Origin of the sequence: Riemerella anatipestifer (genome assembly GCF_009663465.1) — a bacterium.
Classification (GTDB): Bacteria; Bacteroidota; Bacteroidia; order Flavobacteriales; family Weeksellaceae; genus Riemerella; species Riemerella anatipestifer_C.
In genome coordinates this window covers 73281-95321 of record NZ_QXHU01000006.1, presented here as the reverse complement: position 1 = coordinate 95321, position 22041 = coordinate 73281, and the positions used below count along the sequence as shown (strand labels likewise).

The window sequence follows — 22041 nt, the reverse complement described above, 5'->3', positions numbered from 1 at the left end:
AATTATGGATATAGAAACTATAAGAGCCTATTGTCTAGAGAAGAAAGGTGTTACCGAAAGTTTTCCTTTTAATGATGAAACTTTGGTATTTAAGGTTTCAGGTAAAGTCTTTTTGTTACTTTCTTTAGATAAAATTCCATTGGCATTTAATGTAAAAACCAATCCCGAATGGAGCGAAGTGTTGAGGGAACAATATCCTCAAATATACGGGGCTTACCACATGAATAAAAAACATTGGAACACGGTGGTGGTAGAAGGTTTACCAAAATCATTATTGTTGGAGTTGTTAGATCACTCTTACGACTTGGTTTTTAGCAAACTCACTAAAAAACAAAAAGAAGAAATATTGAGTTTATAGCTTTTAGAACTCAAAACTTTCGGTTAGAGCTTTATCTTCGTCAAGTTTTTTGATAAGAGCTTCTAGTCCGTCAAACTTAATTTCTTCATGTAGAAAATCTCTAAATTTGATGGTGATGTCTTGGTCGTAAATATCTTTATTAAAGTCTATAATATACACTTCAACAGATAATTCCGTGCCTGATACTGTGGGATTAGTACCTACGCTTAGCATTCCCTTATAGAATAGATTGTCTATCCAAACTTCTACAATATAAGCCCCTTTTTTAGGTAATAATTTAATATTATCAATACTGATATTAGCGGTAGGATAGCCAATGGTTCTTCCTATTTTTTTACCGTGTATCACCTTGCCACTTAGTGGGTAATGGTAGCCCAGCATATCATTAGCACTTTTAAAATCACCACTGGCAATTGCATTCCTAATTTTAGTAGAACTGATGTTTTGGTTTTCTAGCTGTATGGCATCTAATTGCTGAACTTCAAAATCAAATTCGGTTGCCATTTTTTGGAGCAGATTGAAATCTCCTTTTTTATCTTTTCCAAAACGATGGTCGTAACCTATAATAAGATACTTTACATTAAGTTTATCTACCAATATTTTCTTTACAAAATCATCTGCGGAGAGGTTTCTAAAGTCTTCGTCAAAGTTTTGCAAAAAAAGAAAATCCACACCCAAATTCTCTATTAAAGAGGTCTTTTCGGCTAAAGTATTTAGAAGTTTTAAATTTTCATTAGGATTAAATATAGTTCTAGGATGTGGCCAAAAAGTCAGTAGTCCAGAACTGAGATTTTTCTCGTCTGATATTTCCTTTAAATTTTTGATAATGCTTTGATGTCCAAGATGAACACCATCAAACATTCCTATTGAAAGAGCGGTGGGAGAGGTGTTTTTATATTCGGATATGGAGCTTATAACTTTCATAAAATAGGTTTACTGGAATTATTTTAGAACAATAAAATCTTTCCAAATACTTGTTTTGCAAATATGATAAAAATCTTTTTTTTAAGCAATTGGAAATTTGTTAATAATCATTATATTTGCACACAAGAAAAAAATTAGCAATGGCAAACCAAATTAAAGGAAAAATTTCTCAGATTATTGGTCCAGTAATAGATGTCGTTTTTAGCGAAGTAGAAGAGCTTCCAAAGATCTATGATGCACTGGAAATTACTAAAAAAAATGGTGAAAAGCTTGTGCTTGAAGTAGAGCAACATATTGGTGAGGATACAGTAAGATGTATCGCTATGGACGCTACAGATGGTCTTCAAAGAGGGCAGGAAGTAGTAGGGCAAGGTCGCCAAATTACAATGCCTATAGGTGATGAAGTTAACGGAAGACTATTTAATGTAGTGGGTGATGCTATCGATGGATTACAGGATTTATCTAAAGAAGGCGGTTTGCCAATCCACAGAGAAGCACCTAAGTTTGACCAACTTTCTACTTCAGCAGAAGTACTTTATACAGGTATTAAAGTAATTGACCTTATTGAGCCTTATGCAAAAGGAGGTAAAATTGGTTTATTTGGAGGTGCGGGAGTAGGTAAAACAGTACTTATTCAAGAGCTTATCAATAACATTGCAAAAGGGCACGGTGGTCTATCTGTGTTTGCAGGAGTAGGTGAAAGAACCCGTGAGGGGAATGACCTTCTTAGAGAGATGTTAGAGTCTGGTATTATTAAATATGGAGAAGACTTTATGCACTCTATGGAAGAAGGAGGTTGGGACCTTTCTAAGGTAGATACCGAATTAATGAAGGAGTCTAAAGCTGCTTTCGTTTTCGGACAGATGAATGAGCCACCAGGTGCGAGAGCAAGAGTAGCACTTTCTGGTCTTACTTTAGCAGAGTACTACCGTGATGGTGGAGAAACAGGACAAGGTAGAGATGTACTTTTCTTCGTTGATAACATTTTCCGTTTTACACAGGCAGGTTCAGAGGTGTCAGCACTTTTAGGTCGTATGCCTTCTGCGGTGGGTTATCAGCCAACATTAGCATCTGAGATGGGTGCGATGCAGGAGAGAATTACTTCTACTAAAAATGGTTCCATTACTTCAGTACAGGCGGTATATGTTCCTGCGGACGACTTAACTGACCCAGCTCCAGCAACTACCTTCGCTCACTTAGATGCGACTACGGTACTTTCTAGAAAAATTGCTTCTTTAGGTATTTATCCAGCGGTAGATCCACTAGATTCAACTTCCAGAATATTAGCTCCAGAAATTATTGGAGAGGAGCATTACAACTGTGCTCAAAGAGTAAAAGAAATTTTACAAAGATATAAAGCACTACAAGATATCATTGCTATCCTTGGTATGGAAGAACTTTCTGAAGAGGATAAATTGGTGGTTTATCGTGCAAGAAAGGTACAGAGATTCTTATCTCAGCCATTCCATGTAGCGGAACAATTTACAGGTATTCCTGGAGCATTGGTAGATATTAAAGATACTATCAAAGGATTTAATATGATTATTGATGGTGAACTAGACCATTTACCAGAAGCAGCATTTAACCTTAAAGGTACTATAGAGGAAGCTATAGAGGCTGGAGAGAAAATGTTAGCAGAAAATAAATAATTCAGATTTTAAGTGTTGAGTTTTGGAGATTATTCTAGAACTCAACACTTGAAATTTTAAACTGTCTTTTAAAATGAATATAAAAATATTAACACCAGAATATGTAGCTTTTGAGGGAGAGGTAGACTCTGTACTACTTCCAGGGAAGAATGGAGAGTTTCATATTATGAAAAATCACGCAGCTATTGTATCGTCTTTAGTTGGGGGAAAGGTAAAACTTTACCTTGATAAAGTATCAGCAGATTATGCGAAGTATTTTTCTAAAGAAGATGGTAAAGACTCTGTTTATTCGCTTCCGATAAAGAGTGGCGTTATAGAATTTAGTAACGATAAAGGGATTATCCTTTGCGAATAAGAAAGAAGAAAAGTTAGTTTGTTATTGATTTAATGATACAAAAAAGGCTATTTCAGAGATGAGATAGCCTTTTTTGTGATATTGTTTTTATTCTTCTTAGAAAATTTCTCTTCCAGAGAAGTGGAATGCTGATTCTATTTGTGCATTTTCGTCAGAATCAGAGCCGTGTACTGCATTTTCTCCTACACTTCTAGCAAACATTTTTCTTATAGTACCTTCAGCTGCTTCTGCAGGGTTTGTAGCACCAATTAGTTTTCTGAAATCTTCAACTGCATTTTCTTTTTCTAAAACAGCAGCTACAATAGGACCAGAAGACATAAACTCTACTAACTCTCCGTAGAAAGGTCTTTCAGCATGAACTTCATAAAACTTCTTAGCATCTGCTACTGTGAGTTGAGTAAGTTTCATTGCTTTAATTTTAAATCCAGCTTCAGCTATTTTCCCAAGTATAGCTCCTATGTGTCCATCTGCTACTGCATCTGGTTTAATCATCGTAAAAGTAATGTTTCCTGACATTTTATTTTAATTTTAACCGTACAAAAATACGAACTTATTTCTAGTTTTAAAACTTTTTTTGGCACAGCTTTTGATGTAATGATAACGATTCTCATGTTTAATTTGAGTTTTCATGGTTATTAGTTTTTACCCTGATGCTTTCTAAAGTGTCAGGGTTTTTTATTTCAATTTAAAGAGCTGAACTTGAAAATTTGTGTACTTTTAGTCATCATAAAAAAGAGAAGACTATTCTGTTAGTCTTCTCTTTCTTATAACTTATATTTAGATGTTATTATAAAGTATCTACAAATCCTTTCTCTACTTTATATCTCCATCCAAATGGGTCTTCACTTGTATTAGTTTGAATACTTACTAATTGGTTTTTAAGTTTTATTGCAAAACTTTCTTCTTCGCTTAACTGTGGTAAAACCATTTTCTCCTCTTTGTAACCTAACGCTTGGAATACACTTAAAACTACTGCTGTCCCAACACCCCAAACTTCTTTTAAAGTACCTTCTTTGTGTGCTTCAATCACTTTCTTTACGCTAACGGGTTCTACTTTTACCTTTATATTATTGTGTTTGGCTAGTTGTATAAAGCTATCTCTAGTTACACCGTCTAATATTTTATCAGATGTAGGAGGTGTGTAAATAGTATCTCCTATTCTTACAAATACATTCATAGTGCCACTTTCTTCAAAATACTCGTGAGAAGCGTCGTCTGTCCAAATAATCTGCTCATAACCTTCCTCATTAGCTAATTTAGTTGGATAGAAAGAAGCGGCATAGTTTCCAGCTGCCTTAGCTGAACCAACTCCACCACTAGCAGCACGAGAGTAATAGTCTGCGATTTTTACAGAAACAGGTTCTGTATAGTAAGATTTTGCTGGTGCTGCCACTATAGCAAACATATATTTGTCGGCTATTCTTGCTTTAAGAGCTTCTTCTGTAGCAAATAATAAAGGACGAATATATAAAGAGGAGTTTTCTCCGTAAGGAATCCAATCTCTATCAATATCCATGAGTGCTTTTAATCCATTCATGAAAACTTCTTCATGGAGTTCAGGTATTGCTAGTCTTTTTGCAGATTTGTTAATTCTTGCAAAGTTTTTCTCTGGACGGAATAAGTAAACCTCTCCATCTTTATCCTTATAAGCCTTCATACCTTCAAAACAAGCCTGTCCATAGTTAACCCCCATCATAGCGGGAGTAAATGGTAAGGGGCCATAAGGCATAAGTTTAGGTTCTCCCCACTTTCCATTTTCATATTCACATATTACCATATGGTCTATAAAGGTATTCCCGAAAGAAAAATTTTCTGGATTGAAACTATCAATTCTAGGATTTTCTGATTTTTGAATTATCATTTTTGAAAAATTTACTCGTTGTTCACAAAGATAATATAATTTTTGGAATATCCAAATTTTGGTTTATTTTTGAAAAAAAATAGAATGAAAAGAGAGGTTAAATTAACGGAAGATGGTTCTAAAACATTGTTTATAAATGATTTAAGTGAGGGGTATCATTCTCATCATGGAGCACTTCAAGAAGCAAGGCATGTGTTTATTAAGAATGGTTTAGATAGAGTTAATGATTTGGAAATAAATATATTAGAGCTTGGTTTTGGGACGGGGCTGAATGCTTTAGTAACTATGGAAAAAATAAGGGCTTCTAATGATATAAAGAAAATAAATTATTTTACTCTAGAGAAGTATCCTGTGAATTTAAAAGAAATTAAGGAACTATCTTTTCATAATTTATTTAATCTTCCTGATATAGATGTTATCAACACAACTTTACACGAATGTGAATGGGAGCAACCTTGCGAGATATTGCCTAATTTTAATATCACAAAAATTAATACAGATTTTTATGAATTAAAAAACATTGAGTTGCCAAAGATAGATTTGGTGTACTTCGATTGTTTTGGAGCTAGAGTTCAGCCAGATTTGTGGGAGCTACCTCTTATGGAAATGGTGGCAGAGAAAATGAAAGTAGGAGGTTTGTTAACTACATACTCTTCTAAAGGGAGTTTTCAGAGGGTGTTAAAATCGCTTAATTTTAAAGTGGAAAAATTAGAAGGTCCTAAAGGGAAAAGAGAAATGATAAACGCATGGAAAATGTAGTTCTACTGAAGCTATAAATTTTCTGATGTTTTGTATTTTCTGAAAAAGTTGTATATTTGCAACGGCAAGTCCTAAACAACCAGCTCCTGAAAATCCTCCAGGGTGGGAACGCAGCAAAGGTAATCGGTTGTAGCGGTGTGATTTAGGTAGCTTGCCATTTTTTTATTCACTCAAGTTACCATTTAATTTCCTCCTTATTTTTTGATAGAAGATAGCTGTTTATCTTAGAGAAAGGTCTACTACCTAAAAAACCTCTGTGGGCGGATAGAGGAGAAGGGTGAGCGGTCTTTATAATATGATGTTTGTGTGCGTCTATAAATTGAGTTTTCTTTTGTGCAAAAGAACCCCAAAGCACAAAAACAACATTTTCTTTCTTATTTGATATTTCCTTGATGATAAAATCTGTAAAGGTTTCCCAACCTAAATCTTTATGAGAGTTCGCTTCGTGAGCTTTTACGGTAAGAGTAGCATTTAGTAGAAGTACGCCTTGCTTTGCCCAAGAGTCTAGCTCGTTGCTGGTTTTAATTATACCTAAGTCGTCTTGTAATTCTTTAAAAATATTTCTTAGTGATGGTGGTGCGAGTACTTGGTCTGATACAGAAAAACATAATCCATTAGCTTGAAAATCATTATGATAAGGGTCTTGCCCTAAAATTACGACTTTCACTTCTTCAAAAGGAGTAAGTTCAATCGCTCTAAATATTTGTTCTTTGGGAGGAAAGCATTTATACTGATGATATTCCTGTTTTACTTTTTGCCATAAATTTTTAAAATAAGAGGAATTTTTTATAGGTGCTAATACTTCAGTCCAAGTCATATTCTATTTTTTAGGAAACTATTTTTGAAAGTAAAATACCAGTAGCAATAGCTACATTTAGAGAAGTGTTTTTTCCATACATATTGATGTGTAGATGGTCGGTACACTTTTCTAGAGCTTTTTCGGAAACCCCATTTTTTTCGTTACCGCATACGATGGCACAAGGGAAATGGTATTCAAAAGTTGCATAATCTACACTTTTACTTGTTTTTTCTAGTGCGTAAAAACGAGTGTTCTTTTCAAAATGATTGATAGCCTCTTCCCAACTATTTACAAAGATGATATTGAGATTATTTTCTGCACTTCTTGTGGTTCGTTTTATTCTAGGGGAAAGTTGGTGGAAGTTATCAGAAACTATCACAACTTTTTGCACTCCCATAGCTTCAGCCGTTCTAAGGATAAGCCCTATGTTTTCTGGAGATTGTAGGTGCTCCAAGATAAGGCTTATCTCTTTGTGGTGTTTTGGGTTGATGATTTCGTGGTGTTCTAGTTGCATTAAACGCCGAAAGTATTACTGAGTTAAATCTAATCCGCCAAAATTACCACTACTCATCATAAGAAAAGCTCTTTGGGTTTTATCCAAACTTTGCCAATATTGGTGTAATTCTTCCGCATTGGTAAACACTTTTAGATTAGGATTTTTAAATTTCTCCTTGATAAGCTCTGGAGAAATAGTGTCCATTCTTTTTATTTTTAAAGCTTCCTCCGAGTAGAAAACTACCGCTTGGTCTAATAAATCTAAGCTGTGAGCATATTGTTCTAAAAACTCTGGATTTAGAGAAGAGTAAGTGTGAAGTTCTAAGAAACCATATTTAGTGGTGTTAGAAAATTGCTCCGAAAACGCTTTTGTGGTCGCTTTTACTTTGCTAGGAGCGTGGGCAAAATCTTTGTAAAGAATGCCATTATCGTTTCTTTCTACTTTTTCTAATCTTTTAGAGGCACCTTTAAAATTGATAATGGCTTCATAAAAATCTTCCTCCATAATGCCTAATTGTTGGCAAATATGCCTAGCACCTTCCATATTCAGTAAATTATGAGCACCAAAAACAGACAACGGAACTTCTCCCATCTCGGTTTCTAGATAAACTTTTTGGTCTGTGATTTTATATTTTGGAGTTTTGTAAGGGATTTTTCTGAAGTAATTTTCGGCAGCTTCTACTACTTTTACTACTTCTTCGTCTTCTTCATTGTATACCAATACACCACCAGGAGTAATACTTGCCACAAATTTTCTAAATTGCTCTATGTAATCATCAAAAGTTTTAAATACATTGATGTGGTCCCACGCAATCCCAGAAATAAGAGCGATGTTAGGTTGGTACAAAAGAAACTTTGACCTTAAATCTATAGGTGAGGATAAATATTCATCTCCTTCCAAAATCATAAAATCGTTATCTTCTGTGGTTTTTACCATACAATCAAAGCCTTCTAGTTGTGCTCCCACCATATAATCCACCTCTTTTTGATGAAAATTGAGGACATGAAGAATCATAGAGGTAATGGTAGTTTTACCGTGTGAGCCACCAATTACAACACGAGTTTTATCTTTGCTTTGCTCGTATAAAAATTCTGGGTAAGAAAATATTTTAAGTCCCAGTTCTTTAGCTTTAGCTAGTTCGGGATTATCGGCATGAGCGTGCATACCTAGTATTACGGCATCTATATCTGATGTTATTTTTTCTGGAAACCAACCAAGACTTTCAGGGAGTAATCCTTTTTTTTCTAATCTTGATTTTGAGGGTTCAAAAATAGCATCGTCTGAACCTGTTACTACATAACCTTTATCTTTAAGAGCGATGGCAAGGTTGTGCATAGCACTTCCGCCTATAGCAATGAAATGTGTTCTCAATGTTAAAAAATTTATACTCACAAAAGTAAGAATTTTATATTGTTTTTTTAGAACTATTTTGAATTAGACTTGGCCTCTCTAAAAAAAGAGGCTACCTTAAAAAGATAGCCTTATGAATTATTATTTTTTCTGGGGAGGATAGTTCTTTAAAATTCCTTCTACAATTTGAGGTATTTGTTTTTGCTTAGACTTAGGAGCATCTACATTGATGCCACTCCCGATGCCCTGCCAAACCAATTTGTTAGTCTTGGCGTCTATAATGTCTATTACTAAAGTACCTGTGTTGTAGTTAGAAACCCAAGTGCGGTTCATACCCCAACCCCAGCCCCAAGGGCCTCCCCAACCCCACATACCATAAGGGTTGGTGCTTTGTATATCTTCTACCTTTTTATGAGAAGCCTTTACATTGACTATTAAATCTGGGTTTTGGTTAGTACTAAGACCTTTAGCGTTGAATTGCTTTGCAATTTCATTAAGCACTCTGTCCTTGTCCAAATCATTGATTTTTAGATCATCAGTTCGGAACATATAAGTTTTATACTGATTAAACTGAGCAGTTTCTGCATAATCAGTTCTGATGTTAAAAGGACTACAAGAAGTGATACTTAGTGTAGTAGCGGCTGCTAGGATTAAAAAAACATATTTTTTCATTTTGCTATTGTTTTAAAGGTTTTTTACTCTTTATAAATGTGTCAGTTTTCTTGTCATATCCGTATGGGCAATGTTTACAGCCACTTTTGCAGCAGTAGCCTCTTTTGAGGTGGTATTTTTCTGTAAATACCTTGTAGCCTTGTTCGTTATAATAGAAATCTTCATTTTTATTACTGTTGTGTGATGGCATAAGTTAGAATTTATATCTTTGCTCTACTAATTTTATCCTAATGATAATAGTGTGCCAAAAACTGCTTAAAAATACAAAAATTACTGGAATTGCTATTTTTCCATTCATTTTTTTACGCACAAGGGCAGATAAAACTAATAAAAAGTTAGTTAATCACGAGAAAATACACTTAAGACAACAGTTGGAGTTAGGACTTATTTTCTTCTATCTATGGTATGTGTTAGAGTTCTATTATAGATTATATCAATACAAAAATCCTCATTTAGCCTACATCAATATTTGTTTTGAAAGAGAGGCTTATACTAATGAATCTAATTTACATTATCTTAAAGAGAGGAGTTTTTGGGCATTTTTAAAATACAAATAATGAGCAAAGTTGAAATTCCGATAACAAAAATTCCTCATCTTAATAAACAAATTGAACTCTATATTAAGAGAGAGGATTTGGTACATAAAGAAATATCAGGTAATAAATACTGGAAACTACTTTATAACATAGAGAATTACAGGAAAAAACAGGTCGAAAATCCACTGATTATTACTTTTGGCGGTGCTTTTTCTAACCATATTGCTGCAACGTCAGCCTTGGGAAGAGATTTAGAAGTTCCAACTTTAGGGATTATAAGAGGAGAGGAGCTGGTCTATAAGTGGGAAGAAAATCCTACATTAGTAAAGGCTAACGAAGACGGAATGGCTTTTGACTTTGTAACTAGAGAATCTTATAGAGATAAAAATCACCTTACAGAAATTTATCAGGAGCTTTTTCCTAACGCACTTATCATTCCCGAGGGAGGCAGCAATGCTTTAGCGGTGGAGGGTGTTCAATTTATGTTGGATGAAAAGACAATAGAATTTGATTATTTATGCACGGCAGTAGGTACAGGTGGAACGATAGCAGGGCTTTCTAAATTTGCTGAAAAATATCAGAAAGTTTTGGGCTTTAAAGCTGTAAAAGATGATTCTTTAGACGGTAAAATTTTAGAATGGAGCGGAAGAAATAATTTTCAATTGATGGAGACAGGTCAAGGAGGTTATGGTAAAATAACAGACGAAGTAGTGGCTTTTATCAATAAATTTTATCGTAATTATAATATTTTATTGGAACCTATCTATACAGGCAAGATGATGAAACGTTTATGGGAGCTGATAGATGAGGGCTTTTTTGCTTCTGGTAGTAAAATTTTAGCTTTTCATACAGGTGGTTTACAAGGGATAAAAGGAGCTAATGAATTCCTGAAAAACCAAGGCAGACCTACTATTGTTGAGGAAGATGTGGTATAGGTGAGATAGGCTTACATCTACAAATAAAAAGATTATTGTATCTTTGTTGAGTGGCAAGCTGGATTGGTTTGCTGCTTTATTTTTAATAAAAACATAATTTATAAGATATTATGAAAAAGTTTTTGATAGCTTCGACGGTTTTAGTTGTTTCTCAATTTAAGGCTCAGACGTGGGCAACAGATGACCAATATATCCAGCGTTTTGCAGGATATGCCGTAGAAGAAATGGAAAAATATAAAATCCCAGCAAGTATTACTTTAGCACAAGGGATATTGGAAACAGGAGGTGGGCAATCTCGTTTGGCGAAAGAAGGTAATAATCATTTTGGAATTAAATGTAAGGAAGATTGGACAGGCAAAACAATGAGGCATACTGATGATGCTCCTAACGAGTGTTTCCGTGTGTATAACGACCCAAAGGAATCTTATGAAGACCACTCTAAGTTTTTAGCTTATCGCAAATACTATACTAATCTATTTAAACTTGACCCAAAGGATTATAGAGCTTGGGCTCATGGGCTTAAAAAAGCAGGATATGCTACCAATCCTAGGTATGCTTATATTTTGATAGATAAGATAGAAAAGTATAAACTTTACGAGTTTGATAATATTTCGTCCAAAGAAGTTTCTTATACATTATTAAAACTTTATCCAGAGTTGAATGATGATAAGGAGTTTATGGCGAAAATAAACCCTCAAAAAGAGGTTAAAAAGAAGGAAAATGTAACAGTATATGTTCCTTATAGGCAAACTTCTTATGCAGAGCAACAAAAAACAGCAGAGCAATTAAGAAAGGAAAAGTTAGCATTGCTAGAAGGTATGGCAGTACAATCTCATCCTAACGAAGGGTTGAAATATGTAGTGATTCCTGCAGATACTGATGTGGCTTACATTGCCAAAAAATTTGATATGAGAGAAGGAAGATTGTTAAAATGGAATGATTTAAGCGGGAGTAAATTAAAAGCAAACGATATCTTATTTTTGGAACCCAAATCTTCAACAGGAAGTGTAGAAACATACAAGGCTGAAAAGGGAGATACAATGCATAAAATTTCCCAAAAGTTTGGTGTTAAGTTAAGAAAACTTTACTCTAAAAATAGAATGGAGCAGGGAGAACAGCCTAAGGAAGGGCAAATTATTTATTTGCAAAAGAAAGCTCCACGTAGATAATATTTGATAATTAGGAAAAATAAAATTAAAATGTTATATCAAAGAAGTAGTGCTTTATTTCAAGAGGCTAAAAACTATATTCCTGGCGGTGTAAACTCTCCTGTAAGGGCGTTTAAATCGGTGGGTGGGACTCCTGTATTTATGAAGTCGGCCAAAGGGGCTTATCTTACAGATGCAGACGATAAAACTTATATAGATTATATCAATTCGTGGGGACCAGCCATATTAGGGCATACTCACCCCGAAGTGCTGGAGGCTGTAAAGTTACAAGCTGAAAAAGGCTTCTCATTTGGAACACCTACCGAATTAGAAACCGAAATTGCTAAATTCATTACAGTAAATGTACCTAATATAGACCAAATAAGAATGGTGTCGTCTGGTACAGAGGCTTGTATGAGCGCTATTCGTTTGGCTAGAGGTTACACAGGGAGAGATAAAATTATTAAGTTCGAAGGTTGTTATCACGGACATTCAGACTCGTTTCTGATAAAGGCAGGAAGTGGTGCGGCAACTTTTGGAAACCCTAACTCTCCAGGAGTTACACAAGGTACGGCTAAAGACACCTTACTAGCAAGATATAACGATTGGGAACAAATCCAAGATTTATTTCGCCATAACGAAGGGCAAATTGCGGCGGTTATCATAGAGCCAGTGGCTGGTAATATGGGTTGTGTACTTCCTGAAAATAACTTTTTACAAAATCTGAGAGAAATTTGCGACCTTAATGGAACTCTTTTAATTTTTGATGAAGTGATGACGGGCTTTCGTCTAGGATTTGGTGGAGCTCAAGAGGTCTATGGAGTGAGGGCGGACTTGGTAACTTATGGTAAAGTTATCGGTGGAGGTATGCCTGTGGGTGCCTTTGCTGGGCGTCGTGAAATTATGGAATGTCTAGCTCCTAAAGGTGCTGTTTATCAAGCAGGAACGCTTAGTGGTAATCCTATTGCGATGAGAGCGGGACTGACGACACTGCAACTTATTAAAAATGATGAAAACTTTTATCAAAACCTTGATAAGACCACAGAAAAATTAGATTTTGAAATTGCTAAAATCCTTAACGAAAAAGGGATTGAACACCGTATCAATAGAAAAGGCTCTATGATGTCTGTGTTTTTCCATACTAATAGAGTAGCTAATTTTGATGAGGCACAACAGGCCAATCATTCGTTATTTAATACCTTTTTCCATCACTTGTTGGAGAGAGGTGTTTATCTTCCACCTAGTGGGTACGAAACTTGGTTTATTTCTTCTGAAATAAAAGATAATGAGATAGATAAAACTTTAGAAGCAATAAGAAGTTTTCAGTACTAAATACCTAAAATCACTCTAGAACATTGGGGTGATTTTTTATTTTTGATGAAATGTTAAATAGAATAGTTAGTTTTTTTATCTTTGGGACGATTTGTAATAATTATTATGATATGAAAAAAATAGTGATACTAGCATTAGGTTTATTTTTGTCTGTTAATGCCTATAAAGGGCAAGAAATTACATTGGATAAAATCTACTCGGGCTACTATAGAGGTAAAGGTATAGCGGGGATTTCTCCTTTGAAAACAGATGATTATTACGCTGTAATAGAACCAGCAGGAATTGCAAAATATTCTTATAAAACTTTACAAAAAGAAGGTTATATAGTAGAGGGAAGATACGAAGATTATCAACTTTCTAACGATGGTCAAAAGATTTTGTTACAAAAAGCTAGTGAGCCTATTTACAGACATTCTTTTTTAGGTGTTTTTGAAATTAAAGACTTATCAAACGGAAAAATCATTTCTTTATTTGAAGGTAAACCTGTTCAGGAACCTACATTCTCGCCTAATGGTAGTAAAGTGGCTTTTATTTCAGAGAATAACTTGTATTACCAAGACTTAGCATCGGGGCAGGTGGTTCAAATTACAACGGACGGTAAGAAAAATGAAATTTTGAACGGATTGGCAGATTGGGTTTATGAAGAAGAATTTGGTCACGCCAAACAATATGTATGGAATAGTGGCGGTGATGCCATTGTTTTTGTAAAGTCTGACGAAACATCTGTTCCTGAAATGAATATGCCTATCTACGGAAACAATCTATATCCACAAGATTTTAAATTCAAATATCCAAAAGCAGGCGAAAAAAACTCTGAAGTTAGTTTGCACTATTATCAGTTGGATACAAAAAAAATAGCTAAGGTAGATTTAAGTGCTTTTGAGAACTATTACATCCCGCAATTATTTGTGTCTAAGGCATCTGATGAGGTTTTGGTGGCTACAGCTAATAGGCATCAGAACAAGTTAGATATACTAAAACTAAAAACTTCTAGCGGAAAAATAGAAAAACTATTTACGGAAACAGATAAGGCGTGGATAGAAACTGATAATTTGACTTTAGAATTTCTTTCTGATGGAGGTATGTTATGGGCTTCGGAGAGAGATGGTTACCGTCATTTGTATTGGTATGATGCTAAAGGTAAGTTGAAAAAACAAGTTACAAAAGGAAATTGGGAAATTACAGATTATTACGGTTTTGATGCTAAAAATCAAGAGGTTTTTGTGCAAACTACTCAGAATGGAAGTATCAATAAAGTGGTGTCTAAAATCAATATCAATACGGGTAAATCTCAAATTGTTTCGGATTTAGAAGGTAATAATACGGCTTCTTTTAGTCCTAATTTTAATTATTTTATCAATACAACCTCTTCGGCTAAAACACCACACAAATATGTGTTGAAAGATAGAAATGGAAAGATTTTGAAAGAAATACAAAATAATGATGAGCTTTTAACTAAGTTGAAAACGGATAATTGGGTAGAAAAGGAGTTTTTTACTATACCTAATAATGCAGGAGACCAAATGAATGCGTGGATTATGAAACCTAAAAATTTTGACCCTAATAAAAAGTATCCTTTGTTTATGTTTCAGTATTCAGGACCAGGGTCTCAACAGGTAAGTAATTCTTGGGATTCTGGGAATGGCTTATGGTTTAATCACTTAGTTCAGAAAGGATATATTGTAGCCTGTGTAGATGGTAGAGGAACAGGATATAAAGGAACGAAGTACAAAAAATCAACCTATCTTAATTTGGGTAAATACGAAATAGAAGACCAAATAACCGCTGCAAAATGGTTTGGGAAACAGTCTTATATAGATGCGAATAGAATTGGAATTTTTGGTTGGAGTTTCGGAGGCTATATGGCGAGTTTAGCAATGACTAAAGGGGCTGAGGTCTTTAAAATGGGAATTGCAGTAGCACCAGTAACCAATTGGCGTTTTTATGATACGGTTTATACAGAAAGATTTTTGAGAACACCACAAGAAAATACAAAAGGTTATGATGAAAACTCTCCTACAGAATATGCTCATTTATTAAAAGGTAAGTTCTTGATGATACACGGTACAGCAGATGATAATGTGCATTTTCAAAATGCAGCAGTATTTTCCGAGGCACTTATTCAGAATAAAAAGCAGTTTGAGTTTATGACTTATCCAGATAAAAATCATGGTATATATGGAGGAAATACTCGCTCTCAACTTTATGAAAAAATGACACAATTTATATTGAGTAATCTGTAAATTGTCCAGTTTAATAGCTAAAGAGTTACTTGAAAAAAGTAGCTCTTTTTTATTAGTGGAAATAAAAAATGCTATTGAATTCATCAATAGCATTTTACTGTACCCGGAGCCGAAGTAAAACCCTATTTATATTATTTTATAGTAACCCTTTTATTTATCACGCTTAACGCCCAATTTAAGGGAGTTTTAAAATCAATTAAAATATAACGAAATAAAAATAAATAAAAAAAATGTTGGCAATTTGTCGGCAAATTTATAGTTTTGTATAAAATTGATTAGTTATGAAAGTGCGTTATTTTATACTGAAACAAAAAAACCCGTATTCTCAAATTTATATCCGTTTTTGGTGCGGTCGTGAATATGATTTTAAAACTGCTACGGGTATGCGTGTAAAATATAACGACTGGAGCGTGAAAGATGAGAAAGTAAAAAACAAAGTTACCGCAAGTGATAAGGATTTTATTAACTCCAAATTAAACGATTTACGGGGCTTTGTTATTGAGGGCTTTAACAAGGACTATAACAGTGGCGAACCTATCCCGAAAGATTGGCTAAAACGAAAAGTGAAAGCGTTTTTTAACCGTGCCGATATGAGCAAACCCGAAACCGTCTATTTTTTGGATTGGATAAAAGTATTCATAGACAATGCACCCAAACGCTTAATAAAGGGCAAACCATTGAGCCAAAACACAATAAAAAAGTATGTTACCACTTACAACAAAGTGAAAGAATTTGAAGCCCATACAAACAAAAAACTGACCTTTCAAGATATAACAATGCGGTTTTATTATGACTTTGTGGACTACTGCCGTAATGTACAGAAACTGGGGACAAACTCAATATTTACCCATATCAAGGAAATAAGGGTTTTTTGCAATCAGATTGAATTTGAGGGGCTGAATATTCCTAATCATTACAAAAAATTTGATATAACCACCGAGAAGACCGAAGATATATATCTAACTACCGCCGAAATAGACCAAATATTTAACTGCGATTTTAAAGAAAATCTAAGACTAGATAATGCAAGGGACTTGCTAATAATAGGGCTACATACAGGGTTAAGAGTGTCCGACTTTATGCGTTTAAACCTGGACCATATTAAAGATGATACCATTAGAATAACAGCCAAAAAAACGGGTAAGGTGGCAGAAATACCAATGCACCAACAAATAAAAAGCATACTGGAAAAAAGAGGGGGCAAACTACCCCACGCAATAAGTGAGCAAAAATTTAACATTTATATCAAAGAAATAGGGCAAATACTAGGCTTTGACACCCCAACCAAAGGGGCAAAAGTGCAAGTAATAGATGACAAAGGCACGAAGCGAAAAATAAAAGGTACATATCCTAAATATGAACTTATGACCTCGCATATTTGTAGGCGTTCCTTTGCAACTAATCTATACGGAGAAATACCAACCCCGTCAATTATGGCAATAACAGGACACTCTACCGAAACAATGTTTTTAAACTATATTAAAAAGACCTCATCAGAAAATGCCGAAGTATTGCGTAATTTCTACAAAAAACAAAACGAAGCCAAAGGCAGGAAGCCAGTTTTAAAAGTGATTTAAAAGTTCTTTAAAAATAAATTATTTTACGCCCCTATATACTAGGGGTTTTCTTATTTTGTATTTATGTATTTTATATTTATTTTATGTTTTTATTATGTTTTTGTTAATTTTTATAAATAATAAAAATCTAGTGATAAAATTAAAAATACTCTCTTTTTTTTCAAAAAATCAATCACTATAAAAAGTTAAATTATAAAAAAAATCTCTTTTTTGGGTGGACAAAAAGTGTGTTTTTTTAGCCCTTTAAGTGGGGTGTAATAACAACTCAACACCCTTTAAGTGCAAAATTTAGCAAACTGGAGGGGGTGTAATTACATATATTTTAACATTAAAATATTGTTTGTCAGTGATTTAATATAAAAACCCGCCTATTTTCGTTATTTTTTTTGGATATTTCGTTTTGTCGTTCAAAAACCAGCTTGTAAAAAATAAAAACCCGCTATAACTTTATTAAAAACAAAGGGTTTTAACCCTTGTTTTGTAATTGTTTATAATTTAATAAAAATGATAAAATAATATAAATAATATAAAGTTATGGAAAACCTACAAGTAACCCAAGTACAAGGCGTAACCGCAAACGAACTCATCAAAGCAATAGCTACCGCCGTAAAAAATGAGCTACAAACTCCCGAACCTCAACCAGTAGAAAGCCACGATTTAATGCATAAAAAAGAGGTGGCAAAAATGCTAAGGGTTAGTTTAATGACCATAAACAACTGGACTAAACAGGGGCTTTTAACCTCCTATCGTATAGGTAACAGGGTAATGTATAAGAAAGACGAAGTTTTACAATCCTTAAAAGCTAAATAGTAATGCACTCACCAAAAGAGCAAATACTAATGGAGTGTATAGACCTCATCGCAGTAGTGGACTATTTACCCGAAGATGAACACGCCAAAGTATATAGCGAAATAATAGACACGCTAGGCACTTACCCTAATCCCCAAAAGAAAGGAAACCCCGAAGCCCCCACCCCCGAAATACTGGGGGCTTATTTGTGTGCTTCTAGTGTACGCAATGCGTGTAAACTTACCCTACTGGGATATTTAGATAACCGCACCGCAAAAACAACAATAACAGACTACCTAACCAATGCTTTAACTCTTTTAATAGAAAGCTAAACAAACCTATCCCAAATTGATAGACGGCGTTAAAATATTATGTAACCTCAACCCGACCCAATGGACAAATAATAAAAATTTGTCCTTTCGTTCGTGGACTGATGTAACAACGGGAGAGATGCCGTATAATAACAGACACACCGATATTAAAGGTCTGCACCTTTCTATAATTGAAGGCGAAGCGGAAACATATTGCGAAGCTAGAGGGGCTTTGCCTAGATATTATAACAATGGCGACCACAACGCTTTTGATTATGACTATAACGACTTTTTAACCACTTGCGACCTACTAAAAACGGATTTGTCGGTAAGTGCAGAAACCGCCGATTTAAAGCGTTTTGAGTTTGGGCTAAATATTAACCTGCCTTTTGATATTTCTAATGTTTACGAAGCCGTGAAGTGCTATAAAATGAATATTGCAGGTATCAATAAAATAAACGGCAAACGCAACGGGATAAAAATAGACTTCCAACAATACGAAATAAAAATTTATGATAAAGGGCTACACCAAACAAAAAAGCCTTCCCGACTTATGCGTTTTGAGGTGGTTGTTAAGAAAATGGAGTATGCTAAAAAGCTAGGCGTTAAAACTCTAGCCGACCTACAAAATAAAGATGTTTGGCTTAAACTATCGGAAAGAATACTAGAAATATGGAGCGATATTATTTTTATAGATAAAAGTTTGGATTATAGGCAAATGACCGAACACCGACAAAAAAAATACCTCCGTTTTTTTGATGTTCACTACTGGTGCAACCTCAACCGAAACACTTACTATAAGGCTAAGAATGATTTAAAAAAGTTCCAAAGTCTATACAGTAAAGGGATTAACGCCAAAGAGGTAATAACAGGACTGTTTATTGAGAAACTGCAAAAATTAACAACGCTTACACCCGAAGAAATTGGCGACAAATTAACCAAGTTTCAGAACCAAAAAAATAACGAAGATTTTAACCAAAAAGAGCAACGCTTAAAAAATGAAAATTGGCGACAAATTAACCATTTAGATAAAGGGTTAAAAACGGGTAATATTTTACCCGATATACACACTCATTTTTATAAAGAAAATAACTCTAAAAATAACAATACTAATTCTAGTAAAAAAAGCCCTAAAAAAATACCTCAACTTAACCAAAAAAATAGATGTAAATGTATGAACTGTAAAAAAGAATTAACTAACAAACGGGCAAACGCTAAGTTTTGCGGTTTAAAATGCAAAAACCAATACAATGGCAAACGCAGAACCAAAGAAAGGCAAAAAAACAGGGTGCAAGAAATGAAAGCCCTAAAAAAACTCCTGCCAAAATTAGAACGGCTTAATCTTCCTTTGTTGGTAATCTACAAGGCAGACGGGCTACAATATGCCGACCACCTAAGCCAAAGCGAAATACACGCCCCAAAAGACTGGATAAGACAAATAAAAAAAGTTATGATAACTAACGATAAAAACCGTCCTCCGCAAACATTCACGACACTAAGGGCAAAACAGCTAATAAGGGAAATAACGAAGATAAATAAGGGCAGACCACCCGAATAAAGAAAAGCACAAACTAAAATAGTCTGTGCTTTTGACCTAACTGATGCTAGGCGTGTCAGAGGTTTTACGCCCCGACGGTGCAAAGATATAAAAATATTTAAACCAACAAAACAAAAACGATGAGTAAACACAAAGAACGAAACAAAAGAATAATAGACCGCAATAAAAAAATACGGAACAGATACAACACTTTAACTGAAAACTATCCTCATTGGAAAGAGAGCTTTATAATAGAAAAACTTTCGGACGAATTTTATTTATCGCCCTCAACAATAGAGGATATATTATATTCAAGGGGAGTGTATAGCAAAATGTAGCTATACCCAAAGGGTTAAATGTGGTTATTTTGAGCGATTATTTTATACAGGGGCGGTACACCCCCATTAAGCAATATTAAAAACGCTAAAAACCCTGCAAATGCCTTTTGATAAATGGTTTACACAAAATTAGATGAAGCGTTTAATTGAGTGTTAATTGCGTTTTATTTACATTTAATTACCATTTTTACCTCAAAAAATTACGCTTTAATCCCAAAAAACTACAATTTAATTATAAAATAGATGAGGTTTTAGTTATATTTGTAATTCCTAAATACCAAAAATAATGACAAGAAAAACAAACATTTTGCCCGTGTGGTATGGTGGCAGTAGGCGAAAGCCCTGCAACGCTTTTGGTAGCGTAGGACACCTTAGCCGTACGGGTTTAATATTCCTAAATACCAAGAATTATGACCAAAAAAGAAACTGCCGTAATCATCAACGGTAAACCAGTAGAACTAGACCAGTACATTAGTACAATTAAAGAAAAAGGGTTAAAGTGTAGCCCCTTTGACCAAACGCAAAATTTAGGTTGGTTAGTCAAAAACATAATAGGGGTTTGTGCGTGTGCTTTGTATAATCTAGAAGATAACGGCAAAATGACACCAAAACAGCAATACGATACACTCGGTGCAAGTCCGATAGAGGTAGCTAATGTATTGCAATTTGCACAAACACTAATCCCACTCCAAGAGTTGGAACTCATCAGCGAAATAGAAACCGCTTTAAATATAACCCCAACTATAAAACTCTGACCACTGCCCCCAAAATACAGGGGGCTTTTTTGTATTTGCGTATAGACTAAAAGGGCTAAATGTTCATAATCAATAGACTAAAAAGGCTAATGTTTCATAATCAGAGCAATATAGATGAGGTTTGCAGGGGCTTCTGTTATGTATGGCAAATAAAATCACAAGAAAGTTACCATATAAACCTCCTAAGTTATCATACAAGAGTATTAAGTTACCATATTGTTAAGGACAACAAAAAGGGTCTGAATTTTTAGGAAATTTCATTTTTTCGGCAAAAATCGGCAATTCGTCGGCAAAATGGAGAAACAAAAAAGCGTAACTCGTTATAAATTAACAAATTACGCTTTTAAAATCGTACCCAGAGCCGGGATCGAACCGGCACGCCTTTCGGCATTGGTGTTTGAGACCAACGCGTCTACCAATTCCGCCATCTGGGCAAGGGTTGAATTAGAGACTGCAAATATATACTTTTTTTAGATTATACAAAAATATTTTCTAGAATTTTACCAAAAAATTTCCAATCCGTCATAAGCTGGTTTTATGTGCGGAGGTAATAGACTTTCTATTTCATCGTGAAACCCTAATCTATGGCTAATATGTGTGAGGTAAGTCATTTTAGGTTTTAGGATTTCTATAAGATCTAAAACTTGTGGAAGTATAAAGTGAGAAGTATGAGCTTCTTCTGCTCTTAAGCAGTTAATGATTAAAATATCTAAATTTTTTAATTTTTTAAGTTGGACTTCACTAATGAAACTCGCATCGGTGACATAGGCTAGATTTCCTATTTTATAACCAAGTATGGGGAGTTTTCCGTGGAGTACTTCTATAGGTTCTACTAAAGTTTCTAGTAGTTCAAATGATTGGTCAGTAATTTTATACAAGTCAAAACTTGGTGCTCCAGGATATTTTTCCGTAGCGAAGGCATAGGGAAACCTTTGCATAATTTCGTTTGAAACTCTTTCTAAACAATAGATAGGTATGTTTTTATTAGTGTTGAAAATAATGGGACGAAGGTCGTCTAGTCCAATAATATGGTCATTATGCTCGTGCGTTACTAGGAGTGCATCTATGTGAGATTCTCCGAAGGAAAGCATTTGTTGTCTAAAGTCGGGGCCGCAATCTATTAAGATTTTTTTATTAGCATTAGTTGTAATTATGGCGGAAGATCTAAGTCTTTTATCTTTAGGATTTTGAGAAAGACAAACAGGGTGCTTAGATCCTATAACAGGTATGCCTTGCGAAGTGCCTGTGCCTAAAAATTTTAGCTTCATTTTTGAGTTTAAAATCATTTTGGTAAATTTACAAAAAAATATAAATATT

At 34.5% G+C, this 22041-nt stretch carries 23 protein-coding genes, 1 tRNA gene and 1 other RNA gene; 15 read left to right on the top strand and 10 right to left on the bottom strand.

All coding sequences use genetic code 11. The features are described 5' to 3' along the window. Window positions 1-4 precede the first annotated feature (4 nt). Entirely contained in the window at window positions 5-358 is a 354-nt protein-coding gene (locus tag D1003_RS09295; protein ID WP_153936676.1) for an MmcQ/YjbR family DNA-binding protein, read from the top strand. Window positions 359-361: 3 nt separating this feature from the next. Here D1003_RS09295 and D1003_RS09290 read toward each other — a convergent pair whose 3' ends face one another. Next, window positions 362-1282: a bifunctional riboflavin kinase/FAD synthetase gene (locus D1003_RS09290; protein WP_153936674.1), complete on the bottom strand. Its 921-nt coding sequence runs from the start codon at window positions 1280-1282 to the stop codon at window positions 362-364. 140 nt (window positions 1283-1422) lie between these two features. On the opposite strand from D1003_RS09290, the gene atpD reads away from it, so the two are divergent. Together atpD and D1003_RS09280 are read left to right on the top strand one after the other, a co-directional pair. After that, window positions 1423-2931 (top strand): F0F1 ATP synthase subunit beta, encoded by a 1509-nt coding sequence (gene atpD / locus D1003_RS09285; RefSeq protein ID WP_038693403.1) that lies wholly within the window; start codon window positions 1423-1425, stop codon window positions 2929-2931. A 73-nt stretch (window positions 2932-3004) separates the two neighbouring features. Beyond that, window positions 3005-3286: a F0F1 ATP synthase subunit epsilon gene (locus D1003_RS09280; protein ID WP_014937238.1), complete on the top strand. Its 282-nt coding sequence runs from the start codon at window positions 3005-3007 to the stop codon at window positions 3284-3286. A gap of 96 nt (window positions 3287-3382) precedes the next feature. On the opposite strand, the gene D1003_RS09275 is transcribed toward D1003_RS09280, so the two are convergent. Both D1003_RS09275 and D1003_RS09270 read right to left on the bottom strand, forming a co-directional pair. Then, window positions 3383-3802, bottom strand: a complete 420-nt coding sequence (locus tag D1003_RS09275; protein ID WP_013447171.1) for a nucleoside-diphosphate kinase — start codon at window positions 3800-3802, stop codon at window positions 3383-3385. Window positions 3803-4073: 271 nt separating this feature from the next. After that, window positions 4074-5147 (bottom strand): branched-chain amino acid aminotransferase, encoded by a 1074-nt coding sequence (locus tag D1003_RS09270; RefSeq protein WP_153936672.1) that lies wholly within the window; start codon window positions 5145-5147, stop codon window positions 4074-4076. A gap of 84 nt (window positions 5148-5231) precedes the next feature. Here D1003_RS09270 and mnmD point away from each other — a divergent pair, with 84 nt between their 5' ends. Together mnmD and ffs are read left to right on the top strand one after the other, a co-directional pair. Beyond that, window positions 5232-5906: a tRNA (5-methylaminomethyl-2-thiouridine)(34)-methyltransferase MnmD gene (gene mnmD, locus D1003_RS09265; RefSeq protein ID WP_153936669.1), complete on the top strand. Its 675-nt coding sequence runs from the start codon at window positions 5232-5234 to the stop codon at window positions 5904-5906. Between the two features lie 62 nt (window positions 5907-5968). Continuing rightward, window positions 5969-6066: signal recognition particle sRNA small type (gene ffs / locus D1003_RS09260), an RNA gene on the top strand. 15 nt (window positions 6067-6081) lie between these two features. On the opposite strand, the gene D1003_RS09255 is transcribed toward ffs, so the two are convergent. The 5 genes from D1003_RS09255 to D1003_RS09235 all read right to left on the bottom strand — a co-directional run bounded on the left by D1003_RS09255 (window position 6082) and on the right by D1003_RS09235 (window position 9413). Continuing rightward, a complete protein-coding gene (locus D1003_RS09255) occupies window positions 6082-6723 on the bottom strand; it encodes a uracil-DNA glycosylase (RefSeq protein WP_153936667.1) in 642 nt (213 codons plus the stop codon). A 10-nt stretch (window positions 6724-6733) separates the two neighbouring features. Continuing rightward, window positions 6734-7219, bottom strand: coding sequence for a TrmH family RNA methyltransferase (locus D1003_RS09250; protein ID WP_153936665.1), 486 nt, complete (start codon window positions 7217-7219; stop codon window positions 6734-6736). A gap of 15 nt (window positions 7220-7234) precedes the next feature. Further along, the gene (murC, locus tag D1003_RS09245; RefSeq protein WP_052910308.1) at window positions 7235-8572 is read right to left on the bottom strand and encodes a UDP-N-acetylmuramate--L-alanine ligase; all 1338 of its coding nucleotides are present in this window, start codon (window positions 8570-8572) and stop codon (window positions 7235-7237) included. A 120-nt stretch (window positions 8573-8692) separates the two neighbouring features. Continuing rightward, the gene (locus D1003_RS09240; RefSeq protein WP_153936663.1) at window positions 8693-9223 is read right to left on the bottom strand and encodes a DUF4136 domain-containing protein; all 531 of its coding nucleotides are present in this window, start codon (window positions 9221-9223) and stop codon (window positions 8693-8695) included. 4 nt (window positions 9224-9227) lie between these two features. Further along, the gene (locus D1003_RS09235; protein WP_153936661.1) at window positions 9228-9413 is read right to left on the bottom strand and encodes a DUF5522 domain-containing protein; all 186 of its coding nucleotides are present in this window, start codon (window positions 9411-9413) and stop codon (window positions 9228-9230) included. 40 nt (window positions 9414-9453) lie between these two features. Here D1003_RS09235 and D1003_RS09230 point away from each other — a divergent pair, with 40 nt between their 5' ends. The 10 genes from D1003_RS09230 (at window position 9454) to D1003_RS09185 (ending at window position 20724) form a co-directional block, all read left to right on the top strand. Continuing rightward, entirely contained in the window at window positions 9454-9780 is a 327-nt protein-coding gene (locus D1003_RS09230; protein WP_153936659.1) for a hypothetical protein, read from the top strand. Continuing rightward, window positions 9780-10694, top strand: a complete 915-nt coding sequence (locus D1003_RS09225) for a 1-aminocyclopropane-1-carboxylate deaminase/D-cysteine desulfhydrase (RefSeq protein WP_153936657.1) — start codon at window positions 9780-9782, stop codon at window positions 10692-10694. The genes D1003_RS09230 and D1003_RS09225 overlap by 1 nt, the downstream gene beginning before the upstream one ends. A 110-nt stretch (window positions 10695-10804) precedes the next feature. Then, window positions 10805-11863: a glucosaminidase domain-containing protein gene (locus D1003_RS09220; RefSeq protein ID WP_153936655.1), complete on the top strand. Its 1059-nt coding sequence runs from the start codon at window positions 10805-10807 to the stop codon at window positions 11861-11863. A 30-nt stretch (window positions 11864-11893) separates the two neighbouring features. Then, entirely contained in the window at window positions 11894-13174 is a 1281-nt protein-coding gene (hemL, locus tag D1003_RS09215; protein WP_153936653.1) for a glutamate-1-semialdehyde 2,1-aminomutase, read from the top strand. 110 nt (window positions 13175-13284) lie between these two features. Continuing rightward, window positions 13285-15417, top strand: coding sequence for a S9 family peptidase (locus D1003_RS09210; protein WP_153936651.1), 2133 nt, complete (start codon window positions 13285-13287; stop codon window positions 15415-15417). Between the two features lie 281 nt (window positions 15418-15698). Then, the gene (locus D1003_RS09205; RefSeq protein WP_153936649.1) at window positions 15699-16994 is read left to right on the top strand and encodes a site-specific integrase; all 1296 of its coding nucleotides are present in this window, start codon (window positions 15699-15701) and stop codon (window positions 16992-16994) included. Window positions 16995-17528: 534 nt separating this feature from the next. Further along, the gene (locus D1003_RS09200) at window positions 17529-17804 is read left to right on the top strand and encodes a helix-turn-helix domain-containing protein (RefSeq protein ID WP_153936646.1); all 276 of its coding nucleotides are present in this window, start codon (window positions 17529-17531) and stop codon (window positions 17802-17804) included. A 2-nt stretch (window positions 17805-17806) separates the two neighbouring features. Next, window positions 17807-18115 carry a hypothetical protein gene (locus D1003_RS09195; protein WP_153936645.1) on the top strand — a complete coding sequence of 103 codons (309 nt, stop codon included), beginning with the start codon at window positions 17807-17809 and terminating at the stop codon, window positions 18113-18115. A gap of 16 nt (window positions 18116-18131) precedes the next feature. Beyond that, complete coding sequence (locus D1003_RS09190; protein WP_153936643.1) at window positions 18132-19652, top strand: hypothetical protein; 1521 nt, start codon at window positions 18132-18134, stop codon at window positions 19650-19652. A 727-nt stretch (window positions 19653-20379) separates the two neighbouring features. Continuing rightward, window positions 20380-20724: a hypothetical protein gene (locus tag D1003_RS09185; RefSeq protein ID WP_153936641.1), complete on the top strand. Its 345-nt coding sequence runs from the start codon at window positions 20380-20382 to the stop codon at window positions 20722-20724. Between the two features lie 352 nt (window positions 20725-21076). On the opposite strand, the gene D1003_RS09180 is transcribed toward D1003_RS09185, so the two are convergent. Together D1003_RS09180 and D1003_RS09175 are read right to left on the bottom strand one after the other, a co-directional pair. Next, a tRNA-Leu gene (locus D1003_RS09180) sits at window positions 21077-21158 on the bottom strand. A 66-nt stretch (window positions 21159-21224) separates the two neighbouring features. Further along, the gene (locus D1003_RS09175) at window positions 21225-22010 is read right to left on the bottom strand and encodes an MBL fold metallo-hydrolase (RefSeq protein ID WP_153936638.1); all 786 of its coding nucleotides are present in this window, start codon (window positions 22008-22010) and stop codon (window positions 21225-21227) included. Between the last annotated feature and the right edge of the window lie 31 nt (window positions 22011-22041).

Bases quoted from the DNA above. Each gene is read 5' to 3' on its own strand.
- D1003_RS09295 (WP_153936676.1), top strand. From the start codon at position 5: ATGGATATAGAAACTATAAGAGCCTATTGTCTAGAGAAGAAAGGTGTT.
- D1003_RS09290 (WP_153936674.1), bottom strand. From the start codon at position 1,282: ATGAAAGTTATAAGCTCCATATCCGAATATAAAAACACCTCTCCCACC.
- atpD (WP_038693403.1), top strand. From the start codon at position 1,423: ATGGCAAACCAAATTAAAGGAAAAATTTCTCAGATTATTGGTCCAGTA.
- D1003_RS09280 (WP_014937238.1), top strand. From the start codon at position 3,005: ATGAATATAAAAATATTAACACCAGAATATGTAGCTTTTGAGGGAGAG.
- D1003_RS09275 (WP_013447171.1), bottom strand. From the start codon at position 3,802: ATGTCAGGAAACATTACTTTTACGATGATTAAACCAGATGCAGTAGCA.
- D1003_RS09270 (WP_153936672.1), bottom strand. From the start codon at position 5,147: ATGATAATTCAAAAATCAGAAAATCCTAGAATTGATAGTTTCAATCCA.
- mnmD (WP_153936669.1), top strand. From the start codon at position 5,232: ATGAAAAGAGAGGTTAAATTAACGGAAGATGGTTCTAAAACATTGTTT.
- D1003_RS09255 (WP_153936667.1), bottom strand. From the start codon at position 6,723: ATGACTTGGACTGAAGTATTAGCACCTATAAAAAATTCCTCTTATTTT.
- D1003_RS09250 (WP_153936665.1), bottom strand. From the start codon at position 7,219: ATGCAACTAGAACACCACGAAATCATCAACCCAAAACACCACAAAGAG.
- D1003_RS09240 (WP_153936663.1), bottom strand. From the start codon at position 9,223: ATGAAAAAATATGTTTTTTTAATCCTAGCAGCCGCTACTACACTAAGT.
- D1003_RS09235 (WP_153936661.1), bottom strand. From the start codon at position 9,413: ATGCCATCACACAACAGTAATAAAAATGAAGATTTCTATTATAACGAA.
- D1003_RS09230 (WP_153936659.1), top strand. From the start codon at position 9,454: ATGATAATAGTGTGCCAAAAACTGCTTAAAAATACAAAAATTACTGGA.
- D1003_RS09225 (WP_153936657.1), top strand. From the start codon at position 9,780: ATGAGCAAAGTTGAAATTCCGATAACAAAAATTCCTCATCTTAATAAA.
- D1003_RS09220 (WP_153936655.1), top strand. From the start codon at position 10,805: ATGAAAAAGTTTTTGATAGCTTCGACGGTTTTAGTTGTTTCTCAATTT.
- hemL (WP_153936653.1), top strand. From the start codon at position 11,894: ATGTTATATCAAAGAAGTAGTGCTTTATTTCAAGAGGCTAAAAACTAT.
- D1003_RS09210 (WP_153936651.1), top strand. From the start codon at position 13,285: ATGAAAAAAATAGTGATACTAGCATTAGGTTTATTTTTGTCTGTTAAT.
- D1003_RS09205 (WP_153936649.1), top strand. From the start codon at position 15,699: ATGAAAGTGCGTTATTTTATACTGAAACAAAAAAACCCGTATTCTCAA.
- D1003_RS09200 (WP_153936646.1), top strand. From the start codon at position 17,529: ATGGAAAACCTACAAGTAACCCAAGTACAAGGCGTAACCGCAAACGAA.
- D1003_RS09195 (WP_153936645.1), top strand. From the start codon at position 17,807: ATGCACTCACCAAAAGAGCAAATACTAATGGAGTGTATAGACCTCATC.
- D1003_RS09185 (WP_153936641.1), top strand. From the start codon at position 20,380: ATGACCAAAAAAGAAACTGCCGTAATCATCAACGGTAAACCAGTAGAA.
- D1003_RS09175 (WP_153936638.1), bottom strand. From the start codon at position 22,010: ATGATTTTAAACTCAAAAATGAAGCTAAAATTTTTAGGCACAGGCACT.